The sequence below is a fragment of the Enterobacter sp. RIT637 genome (assembly GCF_019718755.1).
Classification (GTDB): domain Bacteria; phylum Pseudomonadota; class Gammaproteobacteria; order Enterobacterales; family Enterobacteriaceae; genus Enterobacter.
Genome location: NZ_JAIHAZ010000026.1, coordinates 1 through 24,457 on the forward strand (window position 1 = coordinate 1; position 24,457 = coordinate 24,457).

The 24,457-nt window shown below is 56.8% G+C and carries 21 protein-coding genes; 8 read left to right on the forward strand and 13 right to left on the reverse strand.

From position 1 onward, the window contains the following. Both K5E19_RS22250 and malK read right to left on the reverse strand, forming a co-directional pair. Nucleotides 1–942 (reverse strand): maltoporin (locus tag K5E19_RS22250; protein WP_221553120.1); only part of this gene is annotated, 942 nt, incomplete at its 3' end. Between the two features lie 71 nt (nucleotides 943–1,013). Next, nucleotides 1,014–2,123, reverse strand: coding sequence for a maltose/maltodextrin ABC transporter ATP-binding protein MalK (gene malK / locus K5E19_RS22255; protein ID WP_221553121.1), 1,110 nt, complete (start codon nucleotides 2,121–2,123; stop codon nucleotides 1,014–1,016). 372 nt (nucleotides 2,124–2,495) lie between these two features. On the opposite strand from malK, the gene malE reads away from it, so the two are divergent. From malE to malG, 3 genes are all read left to right on the forward strand, one after another. Next, entirely contained in the window at nucleotides 2,496–3,686 is a 1,191-nt protein-coding gene (malE, locus tag K5E19_RS22260) for a maltose/maltodextrin ABC transporter substrate-binding protein MalE (RefSeq protein ID WP_221553122.1), read from the forward strand. Nucleotides 3,687–3,807: 121 nt separating this feature from the next. Continuing rightward, a complete protein-coding gene (gene malF / locus K5E19_RS22265) occupies nucleotides 3,808–5,352 on the forward strand; it encodes a maltose ABC transporter permease MalF (RefSeq protein ID WP_221553123.1) in 1,545 nt (514 codons plus the stop codon). Between the two features lie 14 nt (nucleotides 5,353–5,366). Then, the gene (gene malG / locus K5E19_RS22270; RefSeq protein WP_221553124.1) at nucleotides 5,367–6,257 is read left to right on the forward strand and encodes a maltose ABC transporter permease MalG; all 891 of its coding nucleotides are present in this window, start codon (nucleotides 5,367–5,369) and stop codon (nucleotides 6,255–6,257) included. A gap of 96 nt (nucleotides 6,258–6,353) precedes the next feature. Here the strand turns inward: malG and psiE are convergent, their stop codons facing one another. Next, the gene (gene psiE, locus K5E19_RS22275) at nucleotides 6,354–6,764 is read right to left on the reverse strand and encodes a phosphate-starvation-inducible protein PsiE (RefSeq protein ID WP_000202963.1); all 411 of its coding nucleotides are present in this window, start codon (nucleotides 6,762–6,764) and stop codon (nucleotides 6,354–6,356) included. Nucleotides 6,765–6,860: 96 nt separating this feature from the next. Between psiE and K5E19_RS22280 the strand changes: the two genes are divergently transcribed. Continuing rightward, a complete protein-coding gene (locus K5E19_RS22280) occupies nucleotides 6,861–7,313 on the forward strand; it encodes an acyltransferase (protein ID WP_047646913.1) in 453 nt (150 codons plus the stop codon). A 78-nt stretch (nucleotides 7,314–7,391) separates the two neighbouring features. Here K5E19_RS22280 and K5E19_RS22285 read toward each other — a convergent pair whose 3' ends face one another. From K5E19_RS22285 to pgi, 5 genes are all read right to left on the reverse strand, one after another. Continuing rightward, nucleotides 7,392–9,488: a YjbH domain-containing protein gene (locus K5E19_RS22285; protein ID WP_221553126.1), complete on the reverse strand. Its 2,097-nt coding sequence runs from the start codon at nucleotides 9,486–9,488 to the stop codon at nucleotides 7,392–7,394. Continuing rightward, nucleotides 9,488–10,225, reverse strand: coding sequence for a capsule biosynthesis GfcC D2 domain-containing protein (locus tag K5E19_RS22290; protein ID WP_221553129.1), 738 nt, complete (start codon nucleotides 10,223–10,225; stop codon nucleotides 9,488–9,490). Before K5E19_RS22290 ends, K5E19_RS22285 begins: the two co-directional genes overlap by 1 nt. Next, nucleotides 10,222–10,860 (reverse strand): YjbF family lipoprotein, encoded by a 639-nt coding sequence (locus tag K5E19_RS22295; RefSeq protein ID WP_120159796.1) that lies wholly within the window; start codon nucleotides 10,858–10,860, stop codon nucleotides 10,222–10,224. The genes K5E19_RS22290 and K5E19_RS22295 overlap by 4 nt, the downstream gene beginning before the upstream one ends. A 63-nt stretch (nucleotides 10,861–10,923) precedes the next feature. Beyond that, on the reverse strand, nucleotides 10,924–11,166 hold the full coding sequence (gene yjbE / locus K5E19_RS22300; RefSeq protein WP_008503423.1) for an exopolysaccharide production protein YjbE: 243 nt from the start codon (nucleotides 11,164–11,166) through the stop codon (nucleotides 10,924–10,926). A gap of 366 nt (nucleotides 11,167–11,532) precedes the next feature. Beyond that, nucleotides 11,533–13,182, reverse strand: a complete 1,650-nt coding sequence (gene pgi / locus K5E19_RS22305) for a glucose-6-phosphate isomerase (protein ID WP_221553131.1) — start codon at nucleotides 13,180–13,182, stop codon at nucleotides 11,533–11,535. A 374-nt stretch (nucleotides 13,183–13,556) separates the two neighbouring features. Between pgi and lysC the strand changes: the two genes are divergently transcribed. From lysC to K5E19_RS22320, 3 genes are all read left to right on the forward strand, one after another. Beyond that, nucleotides 13,557–14,906 (forward strand): lysine-sensitive aspartokinase 3, encoded by a 1,350-nt coding sequence (lysC, locus tag K5E19_RS22310; RefSeq protein ID WP_221553132.1) that lies wholly within the window; start codon nucleotides 13,557–13,559, stop codon nucleotides 14,904–14,906. 93 nt (nucleotides 14,907–14,999) lie between these two features. Next, nucleotides 15,000–15,944: a ketopantoate/pantoate/pantothenate transporter PanS gene (gene panS / locus K5E19_RS22315; protein WP_221553134.1), complete on the forward strand. Its 945-nt coding sequence runs from the start codon at nucleotides 15,000–15,002 to the stop codon at nucleotides 15,942–15,944. A gap of 50 nt (nucleotides 15,945–15,994) precedes the next feature. Further along, a complete protein-coding gene (locus K5E19_RS22320) occupies nucleotides 15,995–16,267 on the forward strand; it encodes a DUF3811 domain-containing protein (protein ID WP_032662654.1) in 273 nt (90 codons plus the stop codon). On the opposite strand, the gene rluF is transcribed toward K5E19_RS22320, so the two are convergent. From rluF to metH, 5 genes are all read right to left on the reverse strand, one after another. Then, complete coding sequence (gene rluF / locus K5E19_RS22325; RefSeq protein ID WP_221553136.1) at nucleotides 16,268–17,140, reverse strand: 23S rRNA pseudouridine(2604) synthase RluF; 873 nt, start codon at nucleotides 17,138–17,140, stop codon at nucleotides 16,268–16,270. It abuts the gene before it with no gap. A gap of 54 nt (nucleotides 17,141–17,194) precedes the next feature. After that, nucleotides 17,195–17,512: a CcdB family protein gene (locus tag K5E19_RS22330; protein ID WP_221553138.1), complete on the reverse strand. Its 318-nt coding sequence runs from the start codon at nucleotides 17,510–17,512 to the stop codon at nucleotides 17,195–17,197. Next, the gene (locus K5E19_RS22335; RefSeq protein ID WP_221553139.1) at nucleotides 17,512–17,805 is read right to left on the reverse strand and encodes a type II toxin-antitoxin system CcdA family antitoxin; all 294 of its coding nucleotides are present in this window, start codon (nucleotides 17,803–17,805) and stop codon (nucleotides 17,512–17,514) included. The genes K5E19_RS22330 and K5E19_RS22335 overlap by 1 nt, the downstream gene beginning before the upstream one ends. Before the next feature lie 95 nt (nucleotides 17,806–17,900). Continuing rightward, complete coding sequence (locus tag K5E19_RS22340) at nucleotides 17,901–19,532, reverse strand: Na/Pi cotransporter family protein (RefSeq protein WP_221553140.1); 1,632 nt, start codon at nucleotides 19,530–19,532, stop codon at nucleotides 17,901–17,903. Between the two features lie 201 nt (nucleotides 19,533–19,733). Next, complete coding sequence (metH, locus tag K5E19_RS22345; protein WP_221553141.1) at nucleotides 19,734–23,417, reverse strand: methionine synthase; 3,684 nt, start codon at nucleotides 23,415–23,417, stop codon at nucleotides 19,734–19,736. A 193-nt stretch (nucleotides 23,418–23,610) separates the two neighbouring features. On the opposite strand from metH, the gene iclR reads away from it, so the two are divergent. After that, on the forward strand, nucleotides 23,611–24,438 hold the full coding sequence (iclR, locus tag K5E19_RS22350; RefSeq protein WP_074136400.1) for a glyoxylate bypass operon transcriptional repressor IclR: 828 nt from the start codon (nucleotides 23,611–23,613) through the stop codon (nucleotides 24,436–24,438). Nucleotides 24,439–24,457 lie beyond the last annotated feature (19 nt).

Here is a 24,457-nt window from a genome sequence, read left to right on the forward strand (position 1 = left end):
ATCGATGTTCTGGTACATACCGACGTACATCAGGTCCCAACGGTCTGCCAGGGTGATTGCACCGTGGTCCAGCACACGCCACATGGAGCCGTCGTTATCGATGCTGCCGCCCTGTGGGATACCTTTGCCGTTAGAGGTCATGGAGTCCGTACCGTACTGCAGAACGAACTTGTTGAAGCCCTTCATCATGCTCTGGGTGTGTTCAGCGGTGAACAGCCAGCCATCTTTAGAGGCGCCAGGCTGCAGGTAATAATCGTCTGGAATGTTGGTGTGACCGTAATCAACACCCAGCTCCAGCGTACCGCCCGGGTTGGTTTCCAGACCCGCTAAACGGACATCGAAGACATCGTTTGGCACGACGTTGTCGTAAATACGGTCGCCGTTCGCATCACGATCGGCGAAGGTTGCAGAACCACCGGACTCAGAAGAACGGGTTGCAGCCAGAGACAGTTTACCGAAGCCCAGATCGATGTTTTCGATACCCGCACCAGGACCAGAAATATCCCAGTAGTAGAAGTCGATCATGTGGACGTCATGACGCTGATAGAAACGCTTACCGGCCCAGATGGTGGAGCCTGGCAGCCATTCAATCAGGTTTTTACCCTGCACGTTTGCTTCACGGAAGGCCGGGCTGGTGGATTCCCAGTCGTTCTGCTGAGAAACGGAATACGCGACGTTAGTGTCGAAATAGAAGCTCTTATCGCCCTCTTTCCACACTTCCTGGCCAAGTTTCAGTTCGGCGTAGGTTTCACATTCGTTACCGAGACGGTATTTACTTTGTGCACCTGTTGCCTGGAAACATTGTTGTTCACCGCCACTCCCGGTCCAGCCAATGCCGGAACGAGCATAACCTTTAAAGTCCACGGCGCCTGCCTGGGCAGACAGGATGCCTGCCGCAACGGCGATTGCCAGAGGGACTTGTTTGCGCAGAGTAATCATCATTCTATCTCCTGAGATCATTGCTTTTCTTTGAACACTTCACCTGTCGGTTTCGTGTCTTCTTTTGGGATTGCTTAAACGCCTGGCTCTTTGTGCAGCCGACGACATGCAGTGCCATCCTCACGGAACAGATGACAACGCTCTGGCGGCAAGCCGATAGCGAATGTGGCACCCTCTTCTACCAACACCACGTCATTCTGGCGGTAGACCAGGTTCTGACGGATGGCGGGGATCTGGATATGAATCTGTGTTTCGTGACCAAGCTGTTCGACGACCTGAACAACACCTTCCAGCGTCACATCGGCGATGTGGCTAGGCAGTAAATGCTCAGGGCGGATACCCAGGGACATGTTAGCCCCGACCTGTACGTTGGCGCTGTCGACCGGCAGCCAGACCTGCTGGCGGTTTGGCAGCTCCACCTGTACCTGTTCAATGGCTGTCGCGGTCACTTTGACGGGCAGGAAGTTCATCTTTGGCGAGCCAATAAAGCCCGCAACAAAGCGGTCTGCCGGGTAGTGATAGAGCTCCAGCGGTTTGCCTACCTGCGCCACGCGGCCGGCATCCAGCACCACGATTTTGTCAGCCAGAGTCATCGCTTCGACCTGATCGTGGGTGACGTAAATCATCGTGCGGCCGAGACGCTTGTGCAGACGGGAGATTTCGATACGCATCTGGACGCGCAGGGCGGCATCCAGGTTTGAGAGAGGTTCATCGAGCAGGAACACGCGCGGCTCGGCCACCAGCGTACGGCCGATTGCCACGCGCTGACGCTGACCGCCAGAAAGCGCTTTTGGCTTACGCTCCAGCAGGTGAGCGAGCTGTAACACTTCCGCTACCTGCGTCACGCGCTGGTTGATCACGTCTTTCTTCGCGCCAGCCAGCTTCAGGCCAAAGGACATGTTTTCCGCAACGGAAAGATGGGGATAAAGTGCATAAGACTGGAACACCATACCGACGCCACGTTCGGCAGGCGGGATGTCGTTCATCCGGGTATCACCGATCAGCAGATCGCCGCTGGTGATGGTTTCAAGACCGGCAATCATACGCAGCAGAGTAGATTTACCACAGCCTGATGGGCCAACAAACACCACGAACTCGCCTTCAGTGATGTCCAGATTGATGTCTTTAGACACCACTACGTCGCCCCAGGCTTTCGTTACATTACGCAGCTGTACGCTCGCCATGCCCTTCTCCCTTCGTTACAACCTGTCACCGACAGAAACATTCAAGATAAGTTCACTATGGGGTATCCATTACTTTCGTGAATCCTCCACCCCCTGCCTTTTTTATGGGGGAGGAGGCGGGAGGATGAGAGAGCAGGCTCTGCGACCGCGGCTGGGGGGCTGAGGCAAAATTCGTGAAGCCACCTGCAAAATTCGGTGGGTTTTTATGTGCGCCAGCACTCATAACTTAAATTTATGCAACAGGGATCACACAAACGGGGGGTGGGGCGTAGGGGCTGGGAGGATGGAAAGAGGATGTCAAATAAGGAGACTGAGTCACGTTGAACCACCTCAGTGTATCCACGAGCACATCACCAAAAAAGGATGGCAGATATGAAGATCAAGACTGGCGCACGCGTTTTCGCATTGTCCGCCCTGGCAGCAATGATGATTTCCGCACCGGCTCTCGCCAAAATTGAAGAAGGTAAGCTGGTTATCTGGATTAACGGCGATAAAGGCTATAACGGCCTGGCCGAAGTGGGTAAGAAATTCGAAAAAGATACGGGCATCAAAGTCACCATCGAACACCCGGACAAACTGGAAGAGAAATTCCCGCAGGTTGCTGCGACCGGCGATGGCCCGGACATCATCTTCTGGGCGCATGACCGTTTCGGCGGCTACGCACAGTCTGGTCTGCTGGCCGAAGTGACTCCAGATAAAGCCTTCCAGGACAAGCTGTTCCCGTTCACCTGGGACGCCGTTCGCTATAACGGCAAGCTGATCGCTTACCCGATTGCGGTTGAAGCCCTGTCTCTGATTTACAACAAAGACCTGGTACCAAACCCGCCGAAGACCTGGGAAGAGATCCCGAAACTGGATAAAGAGCTGAAGGCGAAAGGTAAATCCGCTCTGATGTTCAACCTGCAAGAGCCGTACTTCACCTGGCCGCTGATTGCTGCCGACGGCGGTTACGCGTTCAAGTTTGAAAACGGCAAATATGACGTGAAAGACGTGGGCGTGGACAACGCGGGCGCGAAAGCGGGTCTGACCTTCCTGGTTGACCTCATCAAGAACAAACACATGAACGCGGATACCGACTACTCCATCGCGGAAGCGGCGTTCAACAAAGGCGAAACCGCGATGACCATCAACGGTCCGTGGGCCTGGACCAACATCGACAAGAGCAAAATCAACTACGGCGTGACGCTGCTGCCAACCTTCAACGGCAAGCCGTCTAAACCGTTCGTTGGCGTGCTGAGCGCGGGCATCAACGCCGCCAGCCCGAACAAAGAGCTGGCGAAAGAGTTCCTGGAAAACTACCTGCTGACCGATCAGGGTCTGGATGAAGTGAACAAGGACAAACCGCTGGGTGCCGTTGCGCTGAAATCCTTCCAGGATCAGTTAGCGAAAGACCCACGCATCGCGGCCACCATGGATAACGCCCAGAAAGGCGAAATCATGCCGAACATCCCACAGATGGCCGCATTCTGGTACGCCACCCGTACTGCGGTTATCAACGCTGCAAGCGGTCGTCAGACTGTCGATGCTGCGCTGAAAGATGCTCAGGGTCGTATTACTAAGTAAGTCTGAAAAACGGCGGGTGGCGCATGCGCTTACCCGCCCTACGACTACGGCACGATCCGTAGGTCAGGTAAGCGCAGCGCCACCTGACGATAAGTTTCCACCGTTGTAGAGGAAGAACCCCATGGATGTCATTAAAAAGAAGCACTGGTGGCAAAGCGACGCGCTGAAGTGGTCAGTGATAGGTCTGCTGTGTCTGCTGGTGGGTTACCTTGTTGTTTTAATGTACGTACAAGGGGAATATCTGTTTGCCATCATGACGCTGATTTTAAGCTCTGCTGGCCTGTATATTTTCGCCAACCGTAAAGCCTACGCCTGGCGCTATGTCTACCCGGGCGTGGCCGGGATGGGGCTGTTTGTTCTCTTCCCGCTGATCTGTACCATCGCCATTGCGTTCACCAACTACAGTAGCACTAACCAGCTCGCGCAGGAACGTGCAACGCAGGTGCTTCTGGACCGTTCTTATCAGGCGGGTAAAACCTTCAACTTCGGCCTGTATCCTGCGGGTGACGAGTGGAAGTTAGCACTCACTGATGGAGAGAGCGGCAAAAACTATATCTCCGATGCGTTCAAATTTGGTGGCGAGCAAAAGCTGGCCTTAAAAGAGGCTGCGGCCCTGCCGGAAGGTGAACGTGCTAATCTGCGCGTCATTACCCAGAACCGTCAGGCGCTGACCCAGCTCACCGCCGTGCTGCCAGACGAAAGCAAAGTGACCATGAGCTCACTGCGCCAGTTCTCAGGTACGCAGCCACTCTATACCCTGGCGGACGACGGCACCCTGACCAACAACCAGAGCGGCGTGAAATATCGCCCGAACAACGATATCGGTTTTTATCAGTCTGTGAATGCAGACGGTAACTGGGGTGATGACAAACTCAGCCCGGGCTACACCGTCACCATCGGCTGGGATAACTTCACCCGCGTGTTTACCGACGAAGGCATCCAGAAACCGTTCTTCGCCATCTTCGTCTGGACGGTGGTCTTCTCGGTGCTGACGGTGATCCTGACCGTTGCCGTGGGCATGGTGCTGGCCTGTCTGGTCCAGTGGGAATCCCTGAAGGGCAAAGCGATTTACCGCGTGCTGCTGATTCTGCCGTACGCCGTACCGTCGTTTATCTCGATTCTGATTTTCAAAGGGCTGTTTAACCAGAGCTTCGGTGAAATCAACATGATGCTGAGCGCGCTGTTCGGTATCAAACCGGCCTGGTTCAGCGACCCAACCACCGCCCGCTCGATGATTATCATCGTGAACACCTGGCTCGGCTATCCGTACATGATGATCTTGTGCATGGGCCTGCTGAAGGCTATCCCGGACGATCTGTACGAAGCCTCGGCGATGGACGGCGCGGGCCCGTTCCAGAACTTCTTCAAAATTACGCTGCCGCTGCTCATTAAGCCGCTGACGCCGCTGATGATTGCCAGCTTCGCCTTTAACTTTAACAACTTCGTGCTGATTCAGCTGTTGACCAACGGCGGCCCGGACCGCCTTGGCACCACGACGCCAGCAGGCTATACCGACCTGCTCGTGAGCTACACCTACCGCATCGCCTTCGAAGGGGGCGGCGGTCAGGACTTCGGTCTGGCGGCGGCGATTGCCACCCTGATCTTCCTGCTGGTAGGCGCCCTGGCGATTGTGAACCTGAAAGCCACACGTATGAAATTCGACTAAGGAGGGCACTGATTATGTCTATGGTCCAACCCAAATCTCAGAAACTGCGCCTCCTCGCGACGCACTTAGGCCTGCTGATTTTCATCGCGGCGATCATGTTCCCGCTGCTGATGGTTATCGCCATCTCCCTGCGTTCGGGTAACTTCGCCACCGGGAGCCTGATCCCGGACGAAATTTCCTGGGAGCACTGGAAGCTCGCGCTGGGCTTCAGCGTTGAACACGCGGATGGCCGCGTCACGCCGCCGCCGTTCCCGGTGCTGCTGTGGCTGTGGAACTCGGTGAAAATCGCAGGCATTACCGCGATCGGCATCGTGACGCTCTCCACCACCTGCGCCTACGCCTTCGCCCGCATGCGTTTCCCGGGCAAAGCGACGCTGCTGAAAGGGATGCTGATTTTCCAGATGTTCCCGGCCGTACTGTCGCTGGTGGCGCTGTATGCCTTGTTTGACCGCCTGGGACAGTACGTACCCTTTATCGGTCTGAACACCCACGGCGGCGTGATCTTCGCCTATCTTGGCGGCATCGCATTGCATGTGTGGACCATCAAAGGCTATTTCGAAACCATCGACGGCTCGCTGGAAGAAGCGGCGGCGCTGGATGGCGCAACCCCGTGGCAGGCGTTCCGCCTGGTGCTGCTGCCGCTGTCAGTGCCGATTCTGGCGGTGGTGTTTATCCTGTCGTTTATCGCTGCGATCACCGAAGTACCGGTTGCCTCACTGTTACTGCGTGATGTGAACAGCTACACCCTGGCCGTGGGTATGCAGCAATACCTCAACCCGCAAAACTACCTGTGGGGCGACTTTGCCGCGGCGGCCGTACTTTCTGCCATCCCGATTACCGTGGTGTTCCTGCTGGCCCAGCGCTGGCTGGTGAATGGCCTGACGGCGGGCGGTGTGAAAGGTTAAGTTTCATTTGTTATGCCACTGCAACCCTCAACTTTAGACGTATTGTATTGACCCAACTTGTGACTGTTGTTAGGCGCTCTTCGGAGCGCCATTTTTTTATTCGCGTTTCAGCCGCTTCGAGTTGCACAGCCAGAGGGTGATCACCAGCAGCAGGATCGCCGCCGAGTAGATCAGCACGTCGAGCGGGGATTTATGATCGACGATGATCAGCCGCACTATCGCGGTGATACCAATGTAGACAAAATAACGCAGCGGGAAGTGAAAGCCGGACTGAAAGTACTTCACAATCAGGGCGATAAATTCAAAGTAGAGAAAGTAGACCACCAGGCCTTCCACCAGCGCATATTTGCTGGTTTGTTCAGGGGCAAACAGCACATCCGCCAGATGCACCGTCTCTTTACCCAAAAAGACGACCAGTATCAGGCCAAGGCTCAACAGACCGAGGTTCAGCACGGTCTGGAGGATCGTTGAGATAAACTCAACGCGCGGGCGAGTCAGGGATGTCATACAGCACCTCATTCTCCAGGGCGAGGTTCCTGTATAACGCAAAAATGTGACGGGGATCTATATTTTTTAATTATGTTTTATGTAGGGAGAAAACCGATGGAGCGTAAACAAACCGGGGTTCGCAACGTGACCTGTGGCGACAATGTGATCGTATATGAACCTGCGAACCTATACGACTGTGTACTGGGCAACGGCGTATTCGTCGGCCCGTTTGTTGAAATCCAGGGCAATACGCGCATCGGTGACGACTGCAAAATCCAGTCGCACACCTTCATCTGCGAGTATGTCACTATTGGTAAGCGTTGCTTTGTTGGCCATGGCGTGATGTTTGCCAACGATATGTTTCGGGAGGGGAAACCGAACGCCGACCGAGAGAGCTGGGGCCATATTACCGTGGGGAATGATGTTTCGATAGGCAGTGGAGCGACCATTCTGGCGGTATCCATCTGCGACGGTGCGGTGATTGGTGCAGGGAGCGTGGTAACAAAATCGATCGTCGAGAAAGGTGTCTATGCCGGGAACCCGGCGAGGCTACTGCGCCGCTTGTGATTCGCCCGGTGGCGCTGCGCTTACCGGGCCTACAAAAACCGTAGGCCGGGCAAACGCAGTGCCGCCCGGCGTGAAGCATCAGCGGAAGTTAATATTCTTATCGCTCGTCATGTCATACAGCTGGAACTTACGTCCAAGCTGCTGACCCCCGTCACGCGTCAGCGGCGTCCAGCCAATCGCCGCGCGGCTGCGGGTTGGGCCTGACGAGAACAGATCCAGCGGAATCGACACGTAGACCCCTTTAGTGAAGTCCCCTTCCCCGTATTCGTCCGGCGAGACGTTGGTGATGGTGGCGTAGCCGCCCACCACCACGCCGCTGTCGAAGTGTTTAGAGATATCCAGCGTACCGCCCTTATCGCCCGCCAGGTACTGACCGACGCTGGCTTTCACCAGCACGTCCTGCGCGAACGACGGCGTCCAGTAGGCGGTCAGGTGACCCGTTTTGACGCTGTAGTCGGTGAACTTCATCATGTCCTGCGCGCTGCGCCAGTCACGCTGCTTGACGTAGTTAGCATCAATCCCGAACGCCCAGTTGCTGTCGACAGGACGATAAAGCACTTCCGCCCCCGCGCCGCCGTACATGGTTTCCAGATACCCGCCGTACACCTGGCCGTAGAAGCCGTTGCCGAAGTACTGGAAGTAGTTGGCCTGCAGGTTGTTCACGTAAGCGTTGTTCTGCACATACTCACGCACGCGGGTACGCACGCGCGGCAGCTTTGAGTCGTTTGGCGGGTTAGTGTAGTTGAACTTGTCGTAGTTGTTGGCGATGTTGCCGAACAGGCTTCCGGTGGTCAGCAGGTGGTCGGTAACCCACAGATCCGCCGTCGCCATGACGCCCAGCTGATACATGTAGAAGTTTTCAGGGCCGCCGACGGACTGGTTCAGCACCGGGTCGATATGGAAATCGAAGCGCGATCTATCGATATACCAGCCCTGTTCCGTCGTTTCTGGCACCACAGGCTCAATGCGTTTTTGCACCAGCTCGGTTTCATGCCCGAGCGGCTCGCCTTCCAGATGGCGCTTGAGGCTGGCGACGTCCGTTTCGGTCGTCACCTGCGGCATGTTGAGGCGGTTTTCCGTCACGCGGATCGTGCGGATCCCCTCCGGCAGATCGTTCATGACGATCCGGTTGGCGCGCTCGATCCCTTCGCGCGAGTCGCGGTATTTCACCTGCTCGCCGGTGACGTAAAGCGTGTCGCCCTTGGTCTGAATTTTCGGATCGGCCAGACCGGCGTTGTATTTCAGTAACGTCAGCTGATTGGCGACCACGGAGTGCTGGAGGATCGCATCCTGCGGCTCCGGCTGATACGCAGGCCGCGCATTGTCGTTATAGTGCGGACGCATATCGTTAAAGTTGGTGCGCAGCGTGAAGCCAAACATCAGGGTATTGCCACGCTCGTAGCTGAGGTTAACGTCGGCCCAATCGGTGACGCGGTAAATGGCGCCGACGTTAAACTTGCTCTTCTGCTCAATTTTCCCGGCGAAGTCCTGCGAGTAGTCGTTTCCTTCGTACTCCAGCTTCAGGCGTAGTGGCTGCCACGGTGTTTGATACTCCACGCCGCCAAACAGCGAGGCCGGGCCGTGGAACATTTGATCGCCGTTGATGGAACCGGCTTTCTGGTAGCTGTTATCGCGGTAGCAGTATTTATCGCTGTAGGTACAGAACGGGTTCTTGACGTTGCCGCTGGTTCCCAGATAGCCCCAGCCAAGCCCCAGTGAGAAGTCAAACGGCCCCCAGGCTTTGCTGGCCACGATGTATTCCGCGTCGAACAGGCCGGTCCCGCCGATATCTTTCGCACCGACGGACACCTGCGGCATCCAGTAGCTCTCTTCCCACAGGCGCAGCTTGACGTCGAAGGCTTTGTCTTTATAGGTCTGATCGCCGGAGAACGCGTCGACGCTGCTGTACTGTTTCGTTCGCACGTCGGTATAGCGCAGCGTGGTTTCAAGCCACGGGAACAGCTGTACGGAGGCGGAGTAGTAGCGATACTGGTCGTTATCGCGATAGTTGAGGCTGATCTCCCCCTCGCGTGCCATACGCGCGGTAGGGGTTTGCAGTAAACCGACGCCGCCGAAGTCTGATTGCGACGGCCCAATGGGCGCCGGATACGTTTCCGCATGGCAGGCGGCGCTTACGCACAGCGCCAGCATGCTATAGAGATAGGTTCTTTTCATTAATCCGGGATCCGCTGCGTCAGGGAATGAAGGATATCGGCATTAAGCCCGTCATACGCCTTCGTCCAGAAATGGTCGGCAAAGCCGACAAAAATCACGCTGCCGGGCATGGGTTCGATATGTCGCTTATTCCAGTAGGCTACGGGTGCTTTTTGCGTATGCCCGTCGGGGTAAACAATCCAGGCGTAGCTGTTATCCGCGCCGCTCAGCAGGCTTTGTTCGTCGAGATAGCTCGCCACATCGCGACCGGGGGTAAAGGGCTTTTTGCCCGGGCTGCTGATTAGCCCCATCACGGTCACCGTCGTCGGTTTCACCGGCAGCCAGAGCGTGTACTCCCCTTCAAGCGTGGGGTTACCCTTTTCCGCAACGCGCACTTCGTCTGGATCAAGGTTTACCTTCTGGCGGCCTGTGACCTTCAGCGCCTGAAGCTGCTGGCGAACGTTGTTGATAGCGGCGGCATCATCGCCGTCTTCCTGCTCCGCTAACCCCGTCAGGCGAGCCAGCAGGGCACGGTGTTGTTGTTCCGCCGCTACCGTTGCCTGACGCTCGCTGATAACCGCCCCCGGCCACCAGCTGTTAGCCAGCCTTGGCTGTCCAACGAGATCGAGCAGATGCTCTGCGTTAGTTAAGGTTTTGGGCTGCGCGTTGTCCGGCGTGTAGACCTTCACTGTCCCCGCAGACCATGCCAGCGGCGTGGCAAGGCTGGCGAGAAGCGCAACGTGGATGAGCGTTTTCATGATTTCGCCGCCTTGATCAGGGTGGTTTTCACCGGGAAGAAACCGGCACCGAGATACTGCAGGGACTGGCGAATTTGCCCTTCTTCATCTATCCAGTAGCGGTTATGCCAGGTTGCCTGGTCGGTCGTGACCTCTTCATCCAGCACTCGAGTTTGCGTTTCGTCGCTCCCGACGTTGACACTGTCAGTGCCGTCCCAGCGGAAGGTAGAACGCGCCGTGGCGTAGCGTACCTGCTGGTGTTCGGTCCAACCCATTGTGCGCGTCCAGCTTGCGCCGTCGGTAATCTGATTAGGTTTGATCAGCGGATCGTCGGCGAGGTTGTTTACCTCAAGCAGATTGTCACCGCCAAGCAGCGTTTTCACGATGCGACCATGCTGCGTCACGATGGTGGCCTGATCCTGCGTCACCCATTTCTGCTGCCCGTTTTCATCGAAAGCGAGCACCACAAACAGTTGCGGGCCATCGTTTAGCTGCATGTACTGGCTGGCATACGGCATGTTCTGCAGTTCGTCATCGGTCAGATGCACGCCCGGCGTACCGAACAGGCTGTCCCACAGGGAATTTCCCAGCCCTTTGGTAGTGGCTGAGCACGCCTGCAACAGCAGGCAAATCATAATGATTGCAGGTCGCTTCACGACTCTTCTCCGAAGGGGCGAAATAACCACACCGAAGTGTGGTTATGATTAAAACACCCGCTATTACTGGGTGCTGGTCGTCGTGGTGGTCGTGGTTCCGGTATTGGAGCCATCACCGCCACCGGTTGCCGCCAGCGCGACACCCACGGCTGAACTTACGGTGCTGGCGCTGGCTGCGGTTGAACTTCCCGCAGACGCAGACGTCGCAGCCGACCCTGCTGCTTCCCCGACCTGAACCGGAGCTGCATAAACAGATGTCGCCGCAAGCGCAGATATGGCAAAAATGCCATACAGTACTTTTTTCATAACAATTTCCCTTCAATGAATGAATGGAGATTTGCCCGAAAAGAAATTCAGGCGGATTCGAGTATACACAACTAAAGCAGCGGGATTGCCGTACGGATAAATAGGGAGGGAGTTTTCAGACTATTGGATAAAAATGATATATAAGATGAATTAATAAAATATATTAACATTAAAAATCAAGAAGATATAATTAACCTCTAATAATTTAATTATCCGTATTTTCCTAAAATAAACCGCAGTGATTAACGGGTTAACGGGCTTTTTCAGATAAAACTCATAACCAGAATTTGAGTTAAATAACAGACATCAGGAATTATCCGATAAAAAAATGCCGGCATATCGCCGGCATTTTTCATGACATATTTATTACGCGCGCCATGCTTTATAACGGTTAATCAGGCCGTTTGTAGAGCTGTCGTGGCTGTCGATCGCTTTATCGTCACCCAGCTCTGGCAGAATGCGGTTTGCCAGTTGTTTGCCCAGCTCAACGCCCCACTGGTCGAAGGTGAAGATGTTCAGGATAGCGCCCTGCGTGAAGATCTTGTGCTCGTACAGAGCAATCAGCGCGCCCAGGCTGAACGGGGTGATTTCGCGCAGCAGGATGGAGTTGGTTGGACGGTTGCCTTCGAACACTTTGAACGGCACAACGTGGTCCAGGGTTGCCGGATCTTTACCCTGGTCACGGTATTCCTGCTCAACCACCTCGCGAGATTTACCGAACGCCAGCGCTTCAGTCTGCGCGAAGAAATTGGACAGCAGCTTCGGATGGTGGTCAGACAAGGCGTTGTGCGTGATAGCCGGCGCGATGAAATCGCACGGTACCATTTTGGTACCCTGGTGGATCAGCTGGTAGAACGCATGCTGACCGTTGGTGCCCGGCTCGCCCCAGATGATTGGGCCAGTCTGGTAATCCACCGCTTTGCCGTTACGGTCAACGTATTTACCGTTGGATTCCATGTTGCCCTGCTGGAAATAGGCCGCAAAGCGGTGCATGTACTGATCGTATGGCAGGATCGCTTCGGTTTCAGCGCCGAAGAAGTTGTTGTACCAGATCCCGATCAGCGCCAGCAGCACCGGCAGGTTTTTCTCTGGTGCGGTAGTGGAGAAGTGTTTATCCATCGCGTGCGCGCCGGAGAGCAGCTCAACGAAGTTGTCGAAGCCCACGGACAGGATGATGGACAGACCGATTGCAGACCACAGGGAGTAGCGGCCGCCAACCCAGTCCCAGAACTCGAACATGTTCGCGGTATCAATACCGAACTCGCCCACTGCTTTACCGTTGGTAGACAGCGCCGCGAAGTGTTTCGCCACGTGCTTGTTGTCGCCCGCGGTTTTCAGGAACCAGTCGCGCGCGCTGTGGGCGTTGGTCATGGTTTCCTGAGTGGTGAAGGTTTTGGAGGCAACCAGGAACAGGGTCGTTTCCGGGTTCACGTTCTTCAGCACTTCGGCGATGTGGGTACCATCGACGTTAGACACAAAGTGCATGTTGAGGTGGTTTTTGTACGGACGCAGCGCTTCGGTCACCATGAACGGGCCGAGGTCAGAACCGCCGATACCGATGTTCACCACGTCGGTAATCGCTTTGCCGGTGTAGCCCTTCCAGCTGCCGGAGATGATCGCTTCAGAGAAGGTTTTCATCTTTTCCAGCACCGCGTTCACTTCCGGCATGACGTCTTTGCCATCAACGATGATTGGCGTATTGCTACGGTTACGCAGCGCCACGTGCAGCACGGCGCGGTCTTCGGTGCGGTTGATCTTCTCACCGGAGAACATGGATTTGATGGCGTCGGCAAGCTCAGTCTCTTTCGCCAGATCCTGCAGTTTTGCCAGCGTCTCTTCGGTAATGCGGTTTTTGGAGAAATCCACCAGCATCAGGTCGTCGAAGGTCGCGGAGAACTTATTGAAACGATCGGCATCTTTCGCGAACAGATCCGCGATGGTGACGTCTTTCATTTCATCAAAATGTTTCTGGAGTGCCTGCCAGGCAGCGGTCTGCGTTGGGTTGATGTTTTTCATTAGCAATACTCTTCTGATTTGAGAATTGTGACTGCGGTCGATTGTAGCGCCTGCAAATAAAAATTGTGATGGTTTTTATGCCATTGCCCTGGCCTGCATCAAACGCAGGTGAAAAGACCCGAAAAGTATAGCTGCTGGCGGAGCCTCCTGGGGCGGCGAAATGTCGCCCAAAACAGGCTAAAACGGAGCATAAAATATGGCCCTGTTATAAGTCCTGTTTCTCAGGGGTACCCCCCCATAAAAAATCCGCATAATCCCAGCATTGACAGGACCTCCCCCACATTTTATTTATAGGGCCGTATTTTGCGCCTGCACCTGTTTTCGTTTCACTCTTGTGCCAAGGTCGCTTATTCATTCCCTGACACGAGGTTGTTATGACGAGTTTTGTGGTCGCCAAGTTTGGCGGCACCAGTGTGGCCGATTACGATGCCATGAACCGCAGCGCCGATGTGGTGCTGGCCGATCCGAATACCCGCCTGGTGGTGCTCTCAGCATCCGCCGGCGTGACGAACCTGCTGGTTTCTCTGTCTGAAGGACTTGAAGCGACAGAACGTTTCGTGAAGCTGGATGCACTGCGCAAAATTCAGTTCGACATCCTGGAACGTCTGCAGAATCCGAACGTGATCCGCGAAGAAGTGGAACGTCTGCTGGAAAATATCACCACTCTGGCAGAAGCCGCTTCTCTGGCGACCTCCGCCGCCCTGACCGACGAACTGGTCAGCCACGGTGAACTGATGTCCACCCTGCTGTTTGTTGAAATCATGCGCGAGCGTAACGTTCAGGCGCAGTGGTTTGACGTGCGTAAAGTGATGCGTACCAGCGATCGCTTCGGCCGCGCCGAGCCGGACGTTGAAGCGCTGGCCGAACTGACTAACCAGCAGCTGGCTCCGCGTCTGGCGGAAGGCATGGTGATCACCCAGGGCTTTATTGGTAGCGAAGCGAAAGGACGCACGACGACGCTGGGCCGCGGCGGCAGCGACTACACCGCCGCGCTGCTGGGCGAAGCTCTGCACGCCACCCGCGTGGATATCTGGACAGATGTCCCTGGTATCTACACCACCGATCCACGCGTGGTTTCTGCGGCAAAACGTATCGATGTGATCGCCTTTGAAGAAGCGGCTGAAATGGCGACTTTCGGCGCGAAAGTACTGCACCCGGCAACCCTGCTGCCTGCGGTACGCAGCGATATTCCTGTCTTCGTCGGTTCCAGTAAAGATCCGAAAGCGGGCGGCACGCTGGTCTGCAAGAAAACCGAGAACCCGCCATTGTTCCGCGCGCTGGCCCTGCGCCGTAAGCAGACGCTGGTAACGTTGCACAGCCATAACATGCTGCACTCCCGCGGCTTCCTGGCGGAAGTGTTTGGCATTCTGGCGCGCCACAATATCTCGGTGGATCTGATCACCACCTCTGAAGTGAGCATTGCGCTGACGCTGGACACCACCGGCTCAACGTCTACCGGCGACACCCTGCTGACGCAGTCACTGCTGATTGAGCTGTCTGAGCTGTGCCGCGTGGAAGTGGAAGAAGATCTGGCGCTGGTTGCCATCATTGGCAACAAGCTGTCGCGCGCCTGCGGCGTGGGCAAAGAGGTGTTTGGCGTGCTCGACCCGTTCAGCATCCGCATGATCTGCTACGGCGCATCCAGTTACAACCTCTGCTTCCTGGTCCCTGCCGATCAGGCCGAGCAGGTCGTGCAGAAACTTCATCAGAATTTGTTTGAATAAAATTCGTTAGCACGATAAACAATACCTATAAGCCGGGCACAGACCCGGCTTTTTCATAACTAAACAACACGACAATACTGCAAGGAATTCAATATGTTATCCGCTATCACCCGGCTGTTCCCGCTATGGGCGCTGCTGCTCTCCGTACTCGCGTATTACACCCCCGCCACCTTCACCGGCATCGGCCCGTGGGTCGCCACGCTGCTGATGCTGATCATGTTCGGTATGGGCGTGCATCTGAAAATCGACGACTTTAAACGCGTGCTGTCGCGCCCTGCGCCCGTCGCAGCAGGGATTTTCCTGCACTATCTGGTGATGCCGCTTGCGGCGTGGCTGCTGGCGATGGCATTTAAGATGCCGCCCGATCTCTCCGCCGGGATGGTGCTGGTGGGCAGCGTGGCTAGTGGCACGGCGTCCAACGTCATGATCTACCTGGCGAAAGGCGACGTGGCGCTCTCCGTCACCATCTCGTCCGTTTCAACGCTGGTGGGCGTGATTGCCACGCCGCTGTTAACTCGCCTGTACGTGGACGCGCATATTCAGGTGGACGTGATGGGCATGCTGCTTAGCATTCTGCAGATTGTGGTGATTCCGATTGCGCTTGGGCTGGTCATTCACCATCTTTTCCCGCGCGTGGTGAAGGCCGTTGAACCGTATCTGCCCGCGTTTTCGATGGTCTGCATTCTGGCGATCATCAGCGCTGTGGTGGCGGGTTCCGCATCGCACATTGCCTCCGTGGGCTTTGTGGTCATCATCGCAGTGGTGCTGCATAACACGATTGGCCTGCTGGGCGGCTACTGGGGCGGGAAGCTGTTTGGCTTCGATGAATCGACCTGCCGCACGCTGGCGATTGAGGTAGGCATGCAGAACTCCGGCCTGGCGGCGGCGCTCGGTAAGATTTACTTCTCCCCGCTGGCGGCACTGCCGGGCGCGCTGTTCTCCGTCTGGCATAACCTCTCCGGCTCGCTGCTGGCAGGCTACTGGTCCGGCAAACCGATTGATGAGCAAACGAAAAAAGATGCGGTGAAGCAGGGTTAATTTACGCGGCTTGCTTTACACTGAAGCCTCCCCATCAGGAGGCTTCAGCAATGGCTACACCACGTTTGACCCAGAAAGACATGACGGAAGCCGAGCAGCGCGAACTGAAAACGCTTCTCGACCGTGCCCGTATCGCACATGGCCGCACGCTGACGAACGCCGAAACCAATCAGGTGAAAAAAGAGTACATCGATAAGCTGATGGCGCAGCGTGAGGCTGCGGCGAAAAAAGCCCGCAAGCTGAAAAAAGAGCAGGCTTATAAACCGGATGCAGAGGCGACCTTCTCCTGGTCCGCCACCACATCAACCCGTGGAAGGCGCTAATCAGCGCCCTTTCTTTTTGCGCCCCGGCTGGGTAAAGCGTTTTCCGTTGCCCGGCTTGCCTCGCCCTTTATCTTCCGCCTGCGGCGCCTTCACCACCGGGCGCTTAATCGCCTGGGTTTTCGGTTTTGCTTTAGCTTTCGGCTTCGCTTCTGACGACGAGTTCTCGATAAGCTTGAACAGTTCAATCAGCTCGTCATCCGTTAAGTCGCGCCACTCGCCCAGCGGAATACCGGACAGGCTGACGTTCATGATGCGCGTGCGTTCCAGCTTCGTCACTTCATAACCGAAGTGCTCGCACATGCGGCGGATTTGGCGGTTCAGGCCCTGCACCAGGGTAATGCGGAACGCGAACGGGGCTTCTTTCTTGACCTTACACTTCTTCGTGACGGTACCGAGGATCGGCACACCGGCGCCCATGCCGCGAATAAATTCGTCCGTGACCGGCTTATTGACCGTCACAATGTACTCTTTCTCGTGGTCGTTACCGGCACGCAGGATTTTGTTGACCAGATCGCCGTGGTTGGTGAGGAAAATCAGCCCCTGAGAGTCTTTATCCAGACGGCCAATCGGGAAGATACGGCTGCTGTGGTTCACGAAATCAACAATGTTGTCCCGCTCACCGTCTTCCGTGGTGCTGACAATCCCAACCGGTTTGTTCAACGCGATAAACACCAGGTCTTCAGCATCGCGCGGCTCGATGACCTGACCATTCACTTTAACCACATCGCCAGGGGCCACCTGATCGCCGATGGTGGCGCGTTTGCCGTTAAGAAACACGTTACCTTGTTCAATGTAACGGTCAGCCTCGCGACGTGAGCAGATCCCGCTCTCGCTAATGTATTTGTTTAATCGGGTTGATTGAGTTGGCAGCATAGTTTCTCCTGTGAAGGGCGAAATATACCTTACCTTGCGGCTGACAAAAAAGTGTTAGTAACCGTTGATCAAAAAATCGAGTGCATCCCGCAATAAAGCCCGGTTTTGCGTAAGATCGGCGACACGCTCGCCTAACTCTTTTGGCGATATGCCTGCCATCATGTGCACCATGACCACGCAAGGCTTACCCGCTATCTCAACGACAGGGCACACTTTCGCAGGCGGCTGAATGCCTCCCAGGTGTCTAAGCTCAACTGCTGGAGCAACCAGGACATGTTTCATCACATTGGCCACGGGATGCTGCATATTGATCAGCCAGGGATAGGCAGTTTTCCCCTTACCTTCATTCTCATAAGCAAAATATTGCTCCATCAGAACGACCTCTGAAAGTCACTAAAGGAGCCGTTTTCATCAACCCATTGGTTAATGGCCTCGATAGAAGCTTTATTTTCTGCTAACCACTCTGCGCGCTGATGCGCACGAAACTGCTCCTGCAGTGCAGCCGTGAGCACGGCAGAGAGATTAAGTTTAAGCCGCCGCGCCTCTTCCAAGATTTCTGGCGCTAACGACACATTGACTGATTTTTTGATGCCATGCGTAGTGCGCATGAGCCCCCCCATAGGAATGCGCATGAATTGGCGAAGTGTAGCGTAATAAACGAGCATTTTCTATTCCCTTAAAAATGTAAGGTCTGAAGAGTAAATGGCGCGTTATAAGGTGTCACGCCTCGCGAAACGGTTTTGCGAGGCGCTTTCAGAGATTAATATTCGTCCCGCTCGTCGTCTTCGTCCGGCTGTTCCATCACGCTGTACGCCACCGCGCAGAACAATGAGTTAAGACGCTTCATATCCCCCAGCAGCCCCAGGTGCAGGGAGCTGGTCTCAATACTCTGCACGTTCTGCTGGTGCAGACGCTCGACGTGGGCGTGCGAGTAGCGGCGGTTGAGGATGCGGAAACGGTGCTTGTTGCGGCGCAGGCGGCGCGCGCTCGGCACGTCGCTGGAGAAGAATACCGACATCGCCAGCTTGAGGTTGCTGACCAGCTTTTCGTGCAGCGCTTCCAGCTCCTTCAGGCCTTCACCTGAAAATGCACGACGCGCGGCAAGGGATTTGTCGGCGATCTCGCTGCCCATACGCTCAACGATATCCGACGCCTGCTCGAGGTTAAGCGACATCTCGATGATTTCTGCCCAGCGGCGCGACTCCTCTTCCGCCAGCTCGTCCTGCGGGATACGCGCCAGGTAGAGCTTGATGGCGGTGTAAAGCACGTTGATGTCGTCCGCCAGCCTGCGCAGCTCTTTCTCTTCACGCGGCTCGCCGTGCATCACTTTCTGCAGCCCTTCGAGCATGGTTTCCATTGCATCGCCCATGCGCAGCGTTTCGCGGGCGGCGTTGGCGATAGCCAGCGCGGGGGTATCCAGCACCGAGGTGTCCAGATGCTTCGGCTTGAGGCGCGCATCCAGCTCCGGCTCATCGCGGATGAGGCGCTCGCAGAAGCGGGCCATCGGCGCGGCGAACGGCACCATCGCCAGACAGCGCACCAGGTTGTAGAAGACGTGGAAGTAGATCACCAGCTCCGCCTTCGGCAGCGGAAGGTTGTCCATCAGGTTCGCCAGCGGGTAAACGAACGGCAGAATAATCAGGCTGCCCACCAGCTTAAACAGCAGGCTGCCCAGCGCCACGCGGCGGGCGGCGGCATTGGCGGCGCTGTTATTGAGCATCGCCAGCAGGCCCGAGCCGAGGTTGGCCCCGATCACCAGACACAGCGCCACCGGGAAGGAGATCGCCCCTGCAGCGGTGAGCGTTGCCGTCAGCAGGACCGCTGCCAGGCTGGAGTAGCTGACGATAGCAAACACCGCGCCAATGAGCGCATCCAGCATGATATCCCCGGTCAGCGAGGCGAAGATGACCTGCACGCCGTTGGCTTCGGTGATTGGGGTAACCGCCTGAACAATCAGCTCCAGCGCCAGCAGGATCAGCCCGAGGCCAATCCCCACGCGGCCAAGCTGTCCGGCACGCGTCTGCTTACGGCCGAGGAAGAAAATCACGCCGAGGAAAATCAGCAGCGGCGACAGCCAGGAGAGATCGAAGGTCAGGACACGCGCCATCAGTGCGGTACCGACGTCCGCCCCCAGAACGATCACCAGGGCCGGGGCGAGCGCGACCAGATCCTGCGCCACAAACGAGGTGACGAGCATGGTGGTGGCGTTACTGCTTTGCACCAGCGCCGTGACGCCAATACCCGCGCAAAAAGCGAGAGGCTTCTTCTCAACGCTGCTGCTGAGGACGGTACGTAATCGCGCGCCAAAAACGCGCATCACGCCGGTACGGACGATATGGGTGCCCCATACGAGCAGTGCGACTGCAGAGAGCAGGTGTAACAACGTCAACACGGAAGTTTTTCCTCCTTATCGTTATCTATTTTCCTGAGGTTCGCTGCGCGTTGCCTTGCCGGATGATGGCTACGCGTAGGCCCGGTAAGCGCAGCGCCACCGGGCAATAGGGTTAGAACCTTATTTGAGTATAAGGGTTTAAACGTAAGAAAGAGACAAGGCACCATTGAGGTGCCCTGTTTGTTGTAAGGAAAAGTGATTTTAGTCGGCGTCGTAGCCTAGATTAGGGGCCAGCCAGCGCTCCACTTCAGACACGCTCATGCCTTTGCGCAGGGCGTAATCTTCGATCTGATCCCGCTGCAGCTGCGCCACGGCAAAATACTTGCTGTCCGGATGGCTGAAGTACCAGCCGGAAACGGACGCGCCCGGCCACATGGCGAACGACTCGGTGAGCTTCATGCCGGTATGCGCTTCCACGTCCAGCAGTTTCCAGATGGTGCCTTTTTCGGTGTGTTCCGGACAGGCCGGGTATCCCGGTGCCGGGCGAATGCCCTGGTAATTTTCGCGGATCAGATCTTCATTGCTGAGGTTTTCGTTCGCCGCGTAGCCCCAGTGCACCTTGCGTACGCGCTCGTGCAGATACTCGGCGAAGGCTTCCGCCAGGCGGTCGGCAATCGCTTTCACCATGATTTTGTTGTAATCATCGTGCTGCGCTTCGAACGCGTCCGCCAGCGCGTCTTCTTCCAGACCGCCGGTGACGGCGAAGGCGCCGATATAGTCGGCCTTACCGCTCAGCTTCGGCGCGACGAAATCCGCCAGGCAGTAGTTGGCAAAACCCACTTTCTCAGTTTGCTGGCGCAGGTGATGGCTCACGGCCAGCACGTGGGTGCGGGTTTCATCGCGGTAAATTTCCACGTCATCGCCCACGCGGTTCGCCGGGAACAACCCCACCACGCCGCGCGGGTTAAGGGTTTTCTCTGCACTCAGGGTGTCGAGCATGTCGTTGGCATCTTTAAACAGGCGCTTCGCCTCCTCGCCTACCACCTCATCTTCCAGGATGCGCGGATATTTGCCCGCCAGCGACCAGGTCATAAAGAATGGCGTCCAGTCTATGTAGTTGCGCAGCGTTTCGATGCTGGCGGTCACGTCCTGCACGCCCAGACGGTGTGCGACCGGCGGCGTATAGCTGGACCAGTCGAAGGCCAGATCGTTGTCGCGCGCCGCCTGAAGCGAAACAGGCGGTGTGCGCGGCTTCTTACGGCCGTGCTGGATGCGGACGGTTTCGTACTCTTTGCGGGTGCGCGCCACAAAATCGTCACGCTGGGTGTCGGAGAGCAGCGCGGAGACCACGCCCACCGTGCGCGAGGCGTTCTGCACGTACACCGTCGGGCCGCTGTAGTTCTGCTCGATTTTCACCGCCGTGTGGGCTTTCGAGGTGGTCGCCCCGCCAATCAATAACGGAATGGTGAAGCCCTGTCGCTCCATCTCTTTTGCCACGTTGACCATTTCGTCGAGCGATGGCGTAATCAGCCCGGAGAGGCCAATCAGGTCGGCGTTCACTTCGCGCGCGGTCTTAAGGATTTTGTCCGCCGGGACCATCACGCCAAGGTCGATAATTTCGTAGTTATTACACTGCAGCACTACGCCGACGATATTCTTGCCGATGTCGTGCACGTCGCCCTTCACGGTGGCGATAACCATCTTGCCGTTGCTTGAGCCTTTCTCTTTGCTGGCTTCGATGTAGGGCTCAAGATACGCCACCGCCTGCTTCATCACGCGGGCGGATTTCACCACCTGCGGCAGGAACATCTTGCCTTCGCCGAACAGATCGCCGACCACGTTCATGCCGTCCATCAGCGGGCCTTCAATCACTTCAATCGGGCGGGCAGCCTGCTGGCGCGCCTCTTCGGTATCAAGCTCGATAAATTCGGTGATGCCTTTGACCAGCGAGTATTCCAGACGCTTTTTCACGTCCCAGGAACGCCACTCGGCCTGCTGAACGTTTGCCGCCTCATCCGATTTGCTGCCGCGGTATTTCTCCGCCAGGTCCAGCATGCGCTCGGTGGCGTCGTCGCGGCGGTTAAGGATCACGTCCTCGACGGCATCTCGCAGCTCGGCAGGGAGGTCGTCATAAATCGCCAGCTGGCCGGCGTTAACGATCCCCATGTCCATGCCGTTGCGGATGGCGTAGTAGAGGAACACGGCGTGGATCGCTTCACGCACCGGGTCGTTACCGCGGAACGAGAACGACACGTTCGATACGCCGCCGGAGATCAGCGCATGCGGCAGCTCGCGCTTGATGTCTTCACAGGCTCCAATAAAGTCCTGGGCGTAGTTGTTGTGCTCTTCGATGCCGGTCGCGACGGCGAAGATATTCGGGTCGAAGATGATGTCTTCCGGCGGGAAGCCCACCTCTTCGGTCAAAATCTTGTACGCGCGGCGGCATATCTCAATTTTGCGCTCACGGGTATCCGCCTGGCCCACCTCGTCGAAGGCCATGACCACCACGGCGGCACCGTAGCGACGCACCATCTTCGCGTGGTGGATAAAGATATCAACGCCTTCTTTCATCGAGATAGAGTTGACGATGCCTTTACCCTGAATGCACTTCAGCCCTTTTTCGATGACTTCCCACTTGGAAGAGTCGATCATGATCGGCACGCGGGCAATGTCCGGCTCACCGGCGATCAGGTTGAGGAAACGCACCATCGCCGCTTCGGCGTCGAGCATCCCCTCGTCCATGTTGATATCGATAATCTGCGCGCCGCTTTCCACCTGCTGGCGGGCGACGTCCAGTGCTTCGCTGTACTTCTCTTCTTTAATCAGGCGCTTGAACTTCGCGGAACCGGTGACGTTAGTACGCTCACCCACGTTCACAAACAGGCTGTCATCGCCGATGGTCAACGGCTCAAGGCCGGAAAGTCGACAGGCAACCGGAAGCTCGGGCAGCTTGCGCGGCGGCAGCCCGGCCACGGCGTTACTCATGGCTGCGATGTGCTCCGGCGTGGTGCCGCAGCAGCCGCCGACGATGTTCAGGAAGCCAGACTCGGCCCACTCGCGGATTTGCGCCGCCATGGTGTCGGCATCGAGATCGTATTCACCGAACGCGTTTGGCAGACCGGCGTTCGGGTGGGCGGTGACGTAGCATTCCGCGATACGGGAAAGCTCCTGCACGTACTGGCGCAGCTCGTCCGGCCCCAGCGCGCAGTTCAGGCCAAAGGAGAGCGCTTCGGCGTGGCGCAGGGAGTTATAAAACGCTTCGGTGGTCTGGCCGGACAGGGTGCGGCCGGAGGCGTCGGTGATGGTGCCGGAAATCATGATCGGCAGGTCAACGCCCAGCGCCTCAAACTCCTCTTTCACCGCGTAAATGGCGGCTTTGGCGTTGAGGGTGTCGAATACAGTTTCAATCAGGATCAGATCGGAACCGCCTTCCACCAGCGCTCTGGTCGATTCGCGGTAGGCGGCAACCAGCTGGTCAAAGGTGATATTACGAAACGCCGGATCGTTGACGTCCGGTGAAATCGACGCGGTGCGGTTCGTCGGGCCGAGCACCCCGGCAACGTAGCGCGGTTTGTCCGGCGTACGGGCCGTCCACTCGTCGGCGCAGGCGCGCGCCAGCTTCGCGGCTTCCAGGTTGATTTCCGCCGACAGGGATTCCATCTGGTAATCCGCCATGGCGATGGTTGTCGAGTTAAAGGTGTTGGTTTCAACGATATCCGCACCTGCTTCGAAGTAAGCGTTGTGGATATCCTTAATGACGGACGGCTTGCTGAGCACCAGCAGGTCGTTGTTCCCCTTCAGGTCGCAGGGCCAGTCGGCAAAGCGCTCGCCGCGGAAATCGTCTTCACTCAGACGATAGCCCTGGATCATGGTGCCCATGCCGCCGTCCAGCACCAGAATTCGTTCATTTAACTGCGCACGCAGTTGCTCTACTTTGCTGCTCACACTTGCTCCCGACAACGCTCAACAAGGCCAAAAGGCTGCGTTCCATACTGGCACAATCTCGCAGGGTGGAAAAGTCGCACAGCGGTAACATGAGACATGTTCACCATCACTCCTCCGATCAGTCAGGATAACGGTTGCAAATTCACCAAATAAAACGAAAATGATTTCCACGATACAGAAAAAGGAGATCGTCATGGTCACGACCGTTCCCGCCAAACGCGGCAGAAAGCCTGCTGCCACCACCGCTGCACAACCCGGCGGACAGGTTCAATCGCTCACGCGCGGTCTGAAGCTGCTGGAGTGGATAGCCGAGTCGCACGGCAGCGTGGCCCTGACGGAGCTGGCCCAGCAGGCTGGCCTGCCAAACTCCACGACGCACCGCCTGCTGACCACAATGCAGCAGCTGGGCTTTGTCCGCCAGGTCGGCGAGCTGGGGCACTGGGCGGTGGGCGCGCACGCGTTTATCGTTGGCAGCAGCTTCCTGCAGAGCCGTAACCTGCTGGCGATTGTGCACCCGATTTTGCGCAAGCTGATGGAGGATTCCGGCGAGACGGTAAACCTGGCGGTGCTGGACCAGAGCGACCACCAGGCGATTATTATCGACCAGGTGCAGTGTACGCAGCTGATGCGCATGTCGGCACCGATTGGCGGCAAGCTGCCGATGCACGCTTCCGGGGCGGGGAAAGCGTTTCTCTCCCAACTGAGCGAGGAGCAAGTGACGGGGCTGCTGCACCGTAAAGGTCTGCACGCCTATACTCACGCCACGCTGGTGTCGCCGGTGCATCTGAAAGAAGATCTGGCCCTGACCCGCAAGCGCGGTTATTCGTTTGATGACGAGGAGCATGCGTTGGGCCTGCGCTGCCTGGCGTCCTGCATTTTTGACGAACATCGCGAGCCGTTTGCCGCCATCTCCATCTCCGGCCCTATTTCACGCATGACCGATGACCGCGTGACCGAGCTGGGTGCGCTGGTGATTAAGGCGGCGAAAGAGGTGACGCTGGCGTATGGTGGGATTCGTTGAGATCGCTTTGCCGGGTGGC

What these genes read in the sequence shown, in the direction of transcription:
- pgi (WP_221553131.1), bottom strand. Translation starts at nt 13,182, where the DNA reads ATGAAAAACATCAACCCAACGCAGACCGCTGCCTGGCAGGCACTCCAG.
- lysC (WP_221553132.1), top strand. Translation starts at nt 13,557, where the DNA reads ATGACGAGTTTTGTGGTCGCCAAGTTTGGCGGCACCAGTGTGGCCGAT.
- malG (WP_221553124.1), top strand. Translation starts at nt 5,367, where the DNA reads ATGTCTATGGTCCAACCCAAATCTCAGAAACTGCGCCTCCTCGCGACG.
- K5E19_RS22335 (WP_221553139.1), bottom strand. Translation starts at nt 17,805, where the DNA reads ATGCTCGTTTATTACGCTACACTTCGCCAATTCATGCGCATTCCTATG.
- iclR (WP_074136400.1), top strand. Translation starts at nt 23,611, where the DNA reads ATGGTCACGACCGTTCCCGCCAAACGCGGCAGAAAGCCTGCTGCCACC.
- K5E19_RS22320 (WP_032662654.1), top strand. Translation starts at nt 15,995, where the DNA reads ATGGCTACACCACGTTTGACCCAGAAAGACATGACGGAAGCCGAGCAG.
- K5E19_RS22330 (WP_221553138.1), bottom strand. Translation starts at nt 17,512, where the DNA reads ATGGAGCAATATTTTGCTTATGAGAATGAAGGTAAGGGGAAAACTGCC.
- psiE (WP_000202963.1), bottom strand. Translation starts at nt 6,764, where the DNA reads ATGACATCCCTGACTCGCCCGCGCGTTGAGTTTATCTCAACGATCCTC.
- malE (WP_221553122.1), top strand. Translation starts at nt 2,496, where the DNA reads ATGAAGATCAAGACTGGCGCACGCGTTTTCGCATTGTCCGCCCTGGCA.
- malK (WP_221553121.1), bottom strand. Translation starts at nt 2,123, where the DNA reads ATGGCGAGCGTACAGCTGCGTAATGTAACGAAAGCCTGGGGCGACGTA.
- yjbE (WP_008503423.1), bottom strand. Translation starts at nt 11,166, where the DNA reads ATGAAAAAAGTACTGTATGGCATTTTTGCCATATCTGCGCTTGCGGCG.
- malF (WP_221553123.1), top strand. Translation starts at nt 3,808, where the DNA reads ATGGATGTCATTAAAAAGAAGCACTGGTGGCAAAGCGACGCGCTGAAG.
- rluF (WP_221553136.1), bottom strand. Translation starts at nt 17,140, where the DNA reads ATGCTGCCAACTCAATCAACCCGATTAAACAAATACATTAGCGAGAGC.
- K5E19_RS22290 (WP_221553129.1), bottom strand. Translation starts at nt 10,225, where the DNA reads ATGAAAACGCTCATCCACGTTGCGCTTCTCGCCAGCCTTGCCACGCCG.
- K5E19_RS22285 (WP_221553126.1), bottom strand. Translation starts at nt 9,488, where the DNA reads ATGAAAAGAACCTATCTCTATAGCATGCTGGCGCTGTGCGTAAGCGCC.
- K5E19_RS22280 (WP_047646913.1), top strand. Translation starts at nt 6,861, where the DNA reads ATGGAGCGTAAACAAACCGGGGTTCGCAACGTGACCTGTGGCGACAAT.
- panS (WP_221553134.1), top strand. Translation starts at nt 15,000, where the DNA reads ATGTTATCCGCTATCACCCGGCTGTTCCCGCTATGGGCGCTGCTGCTC.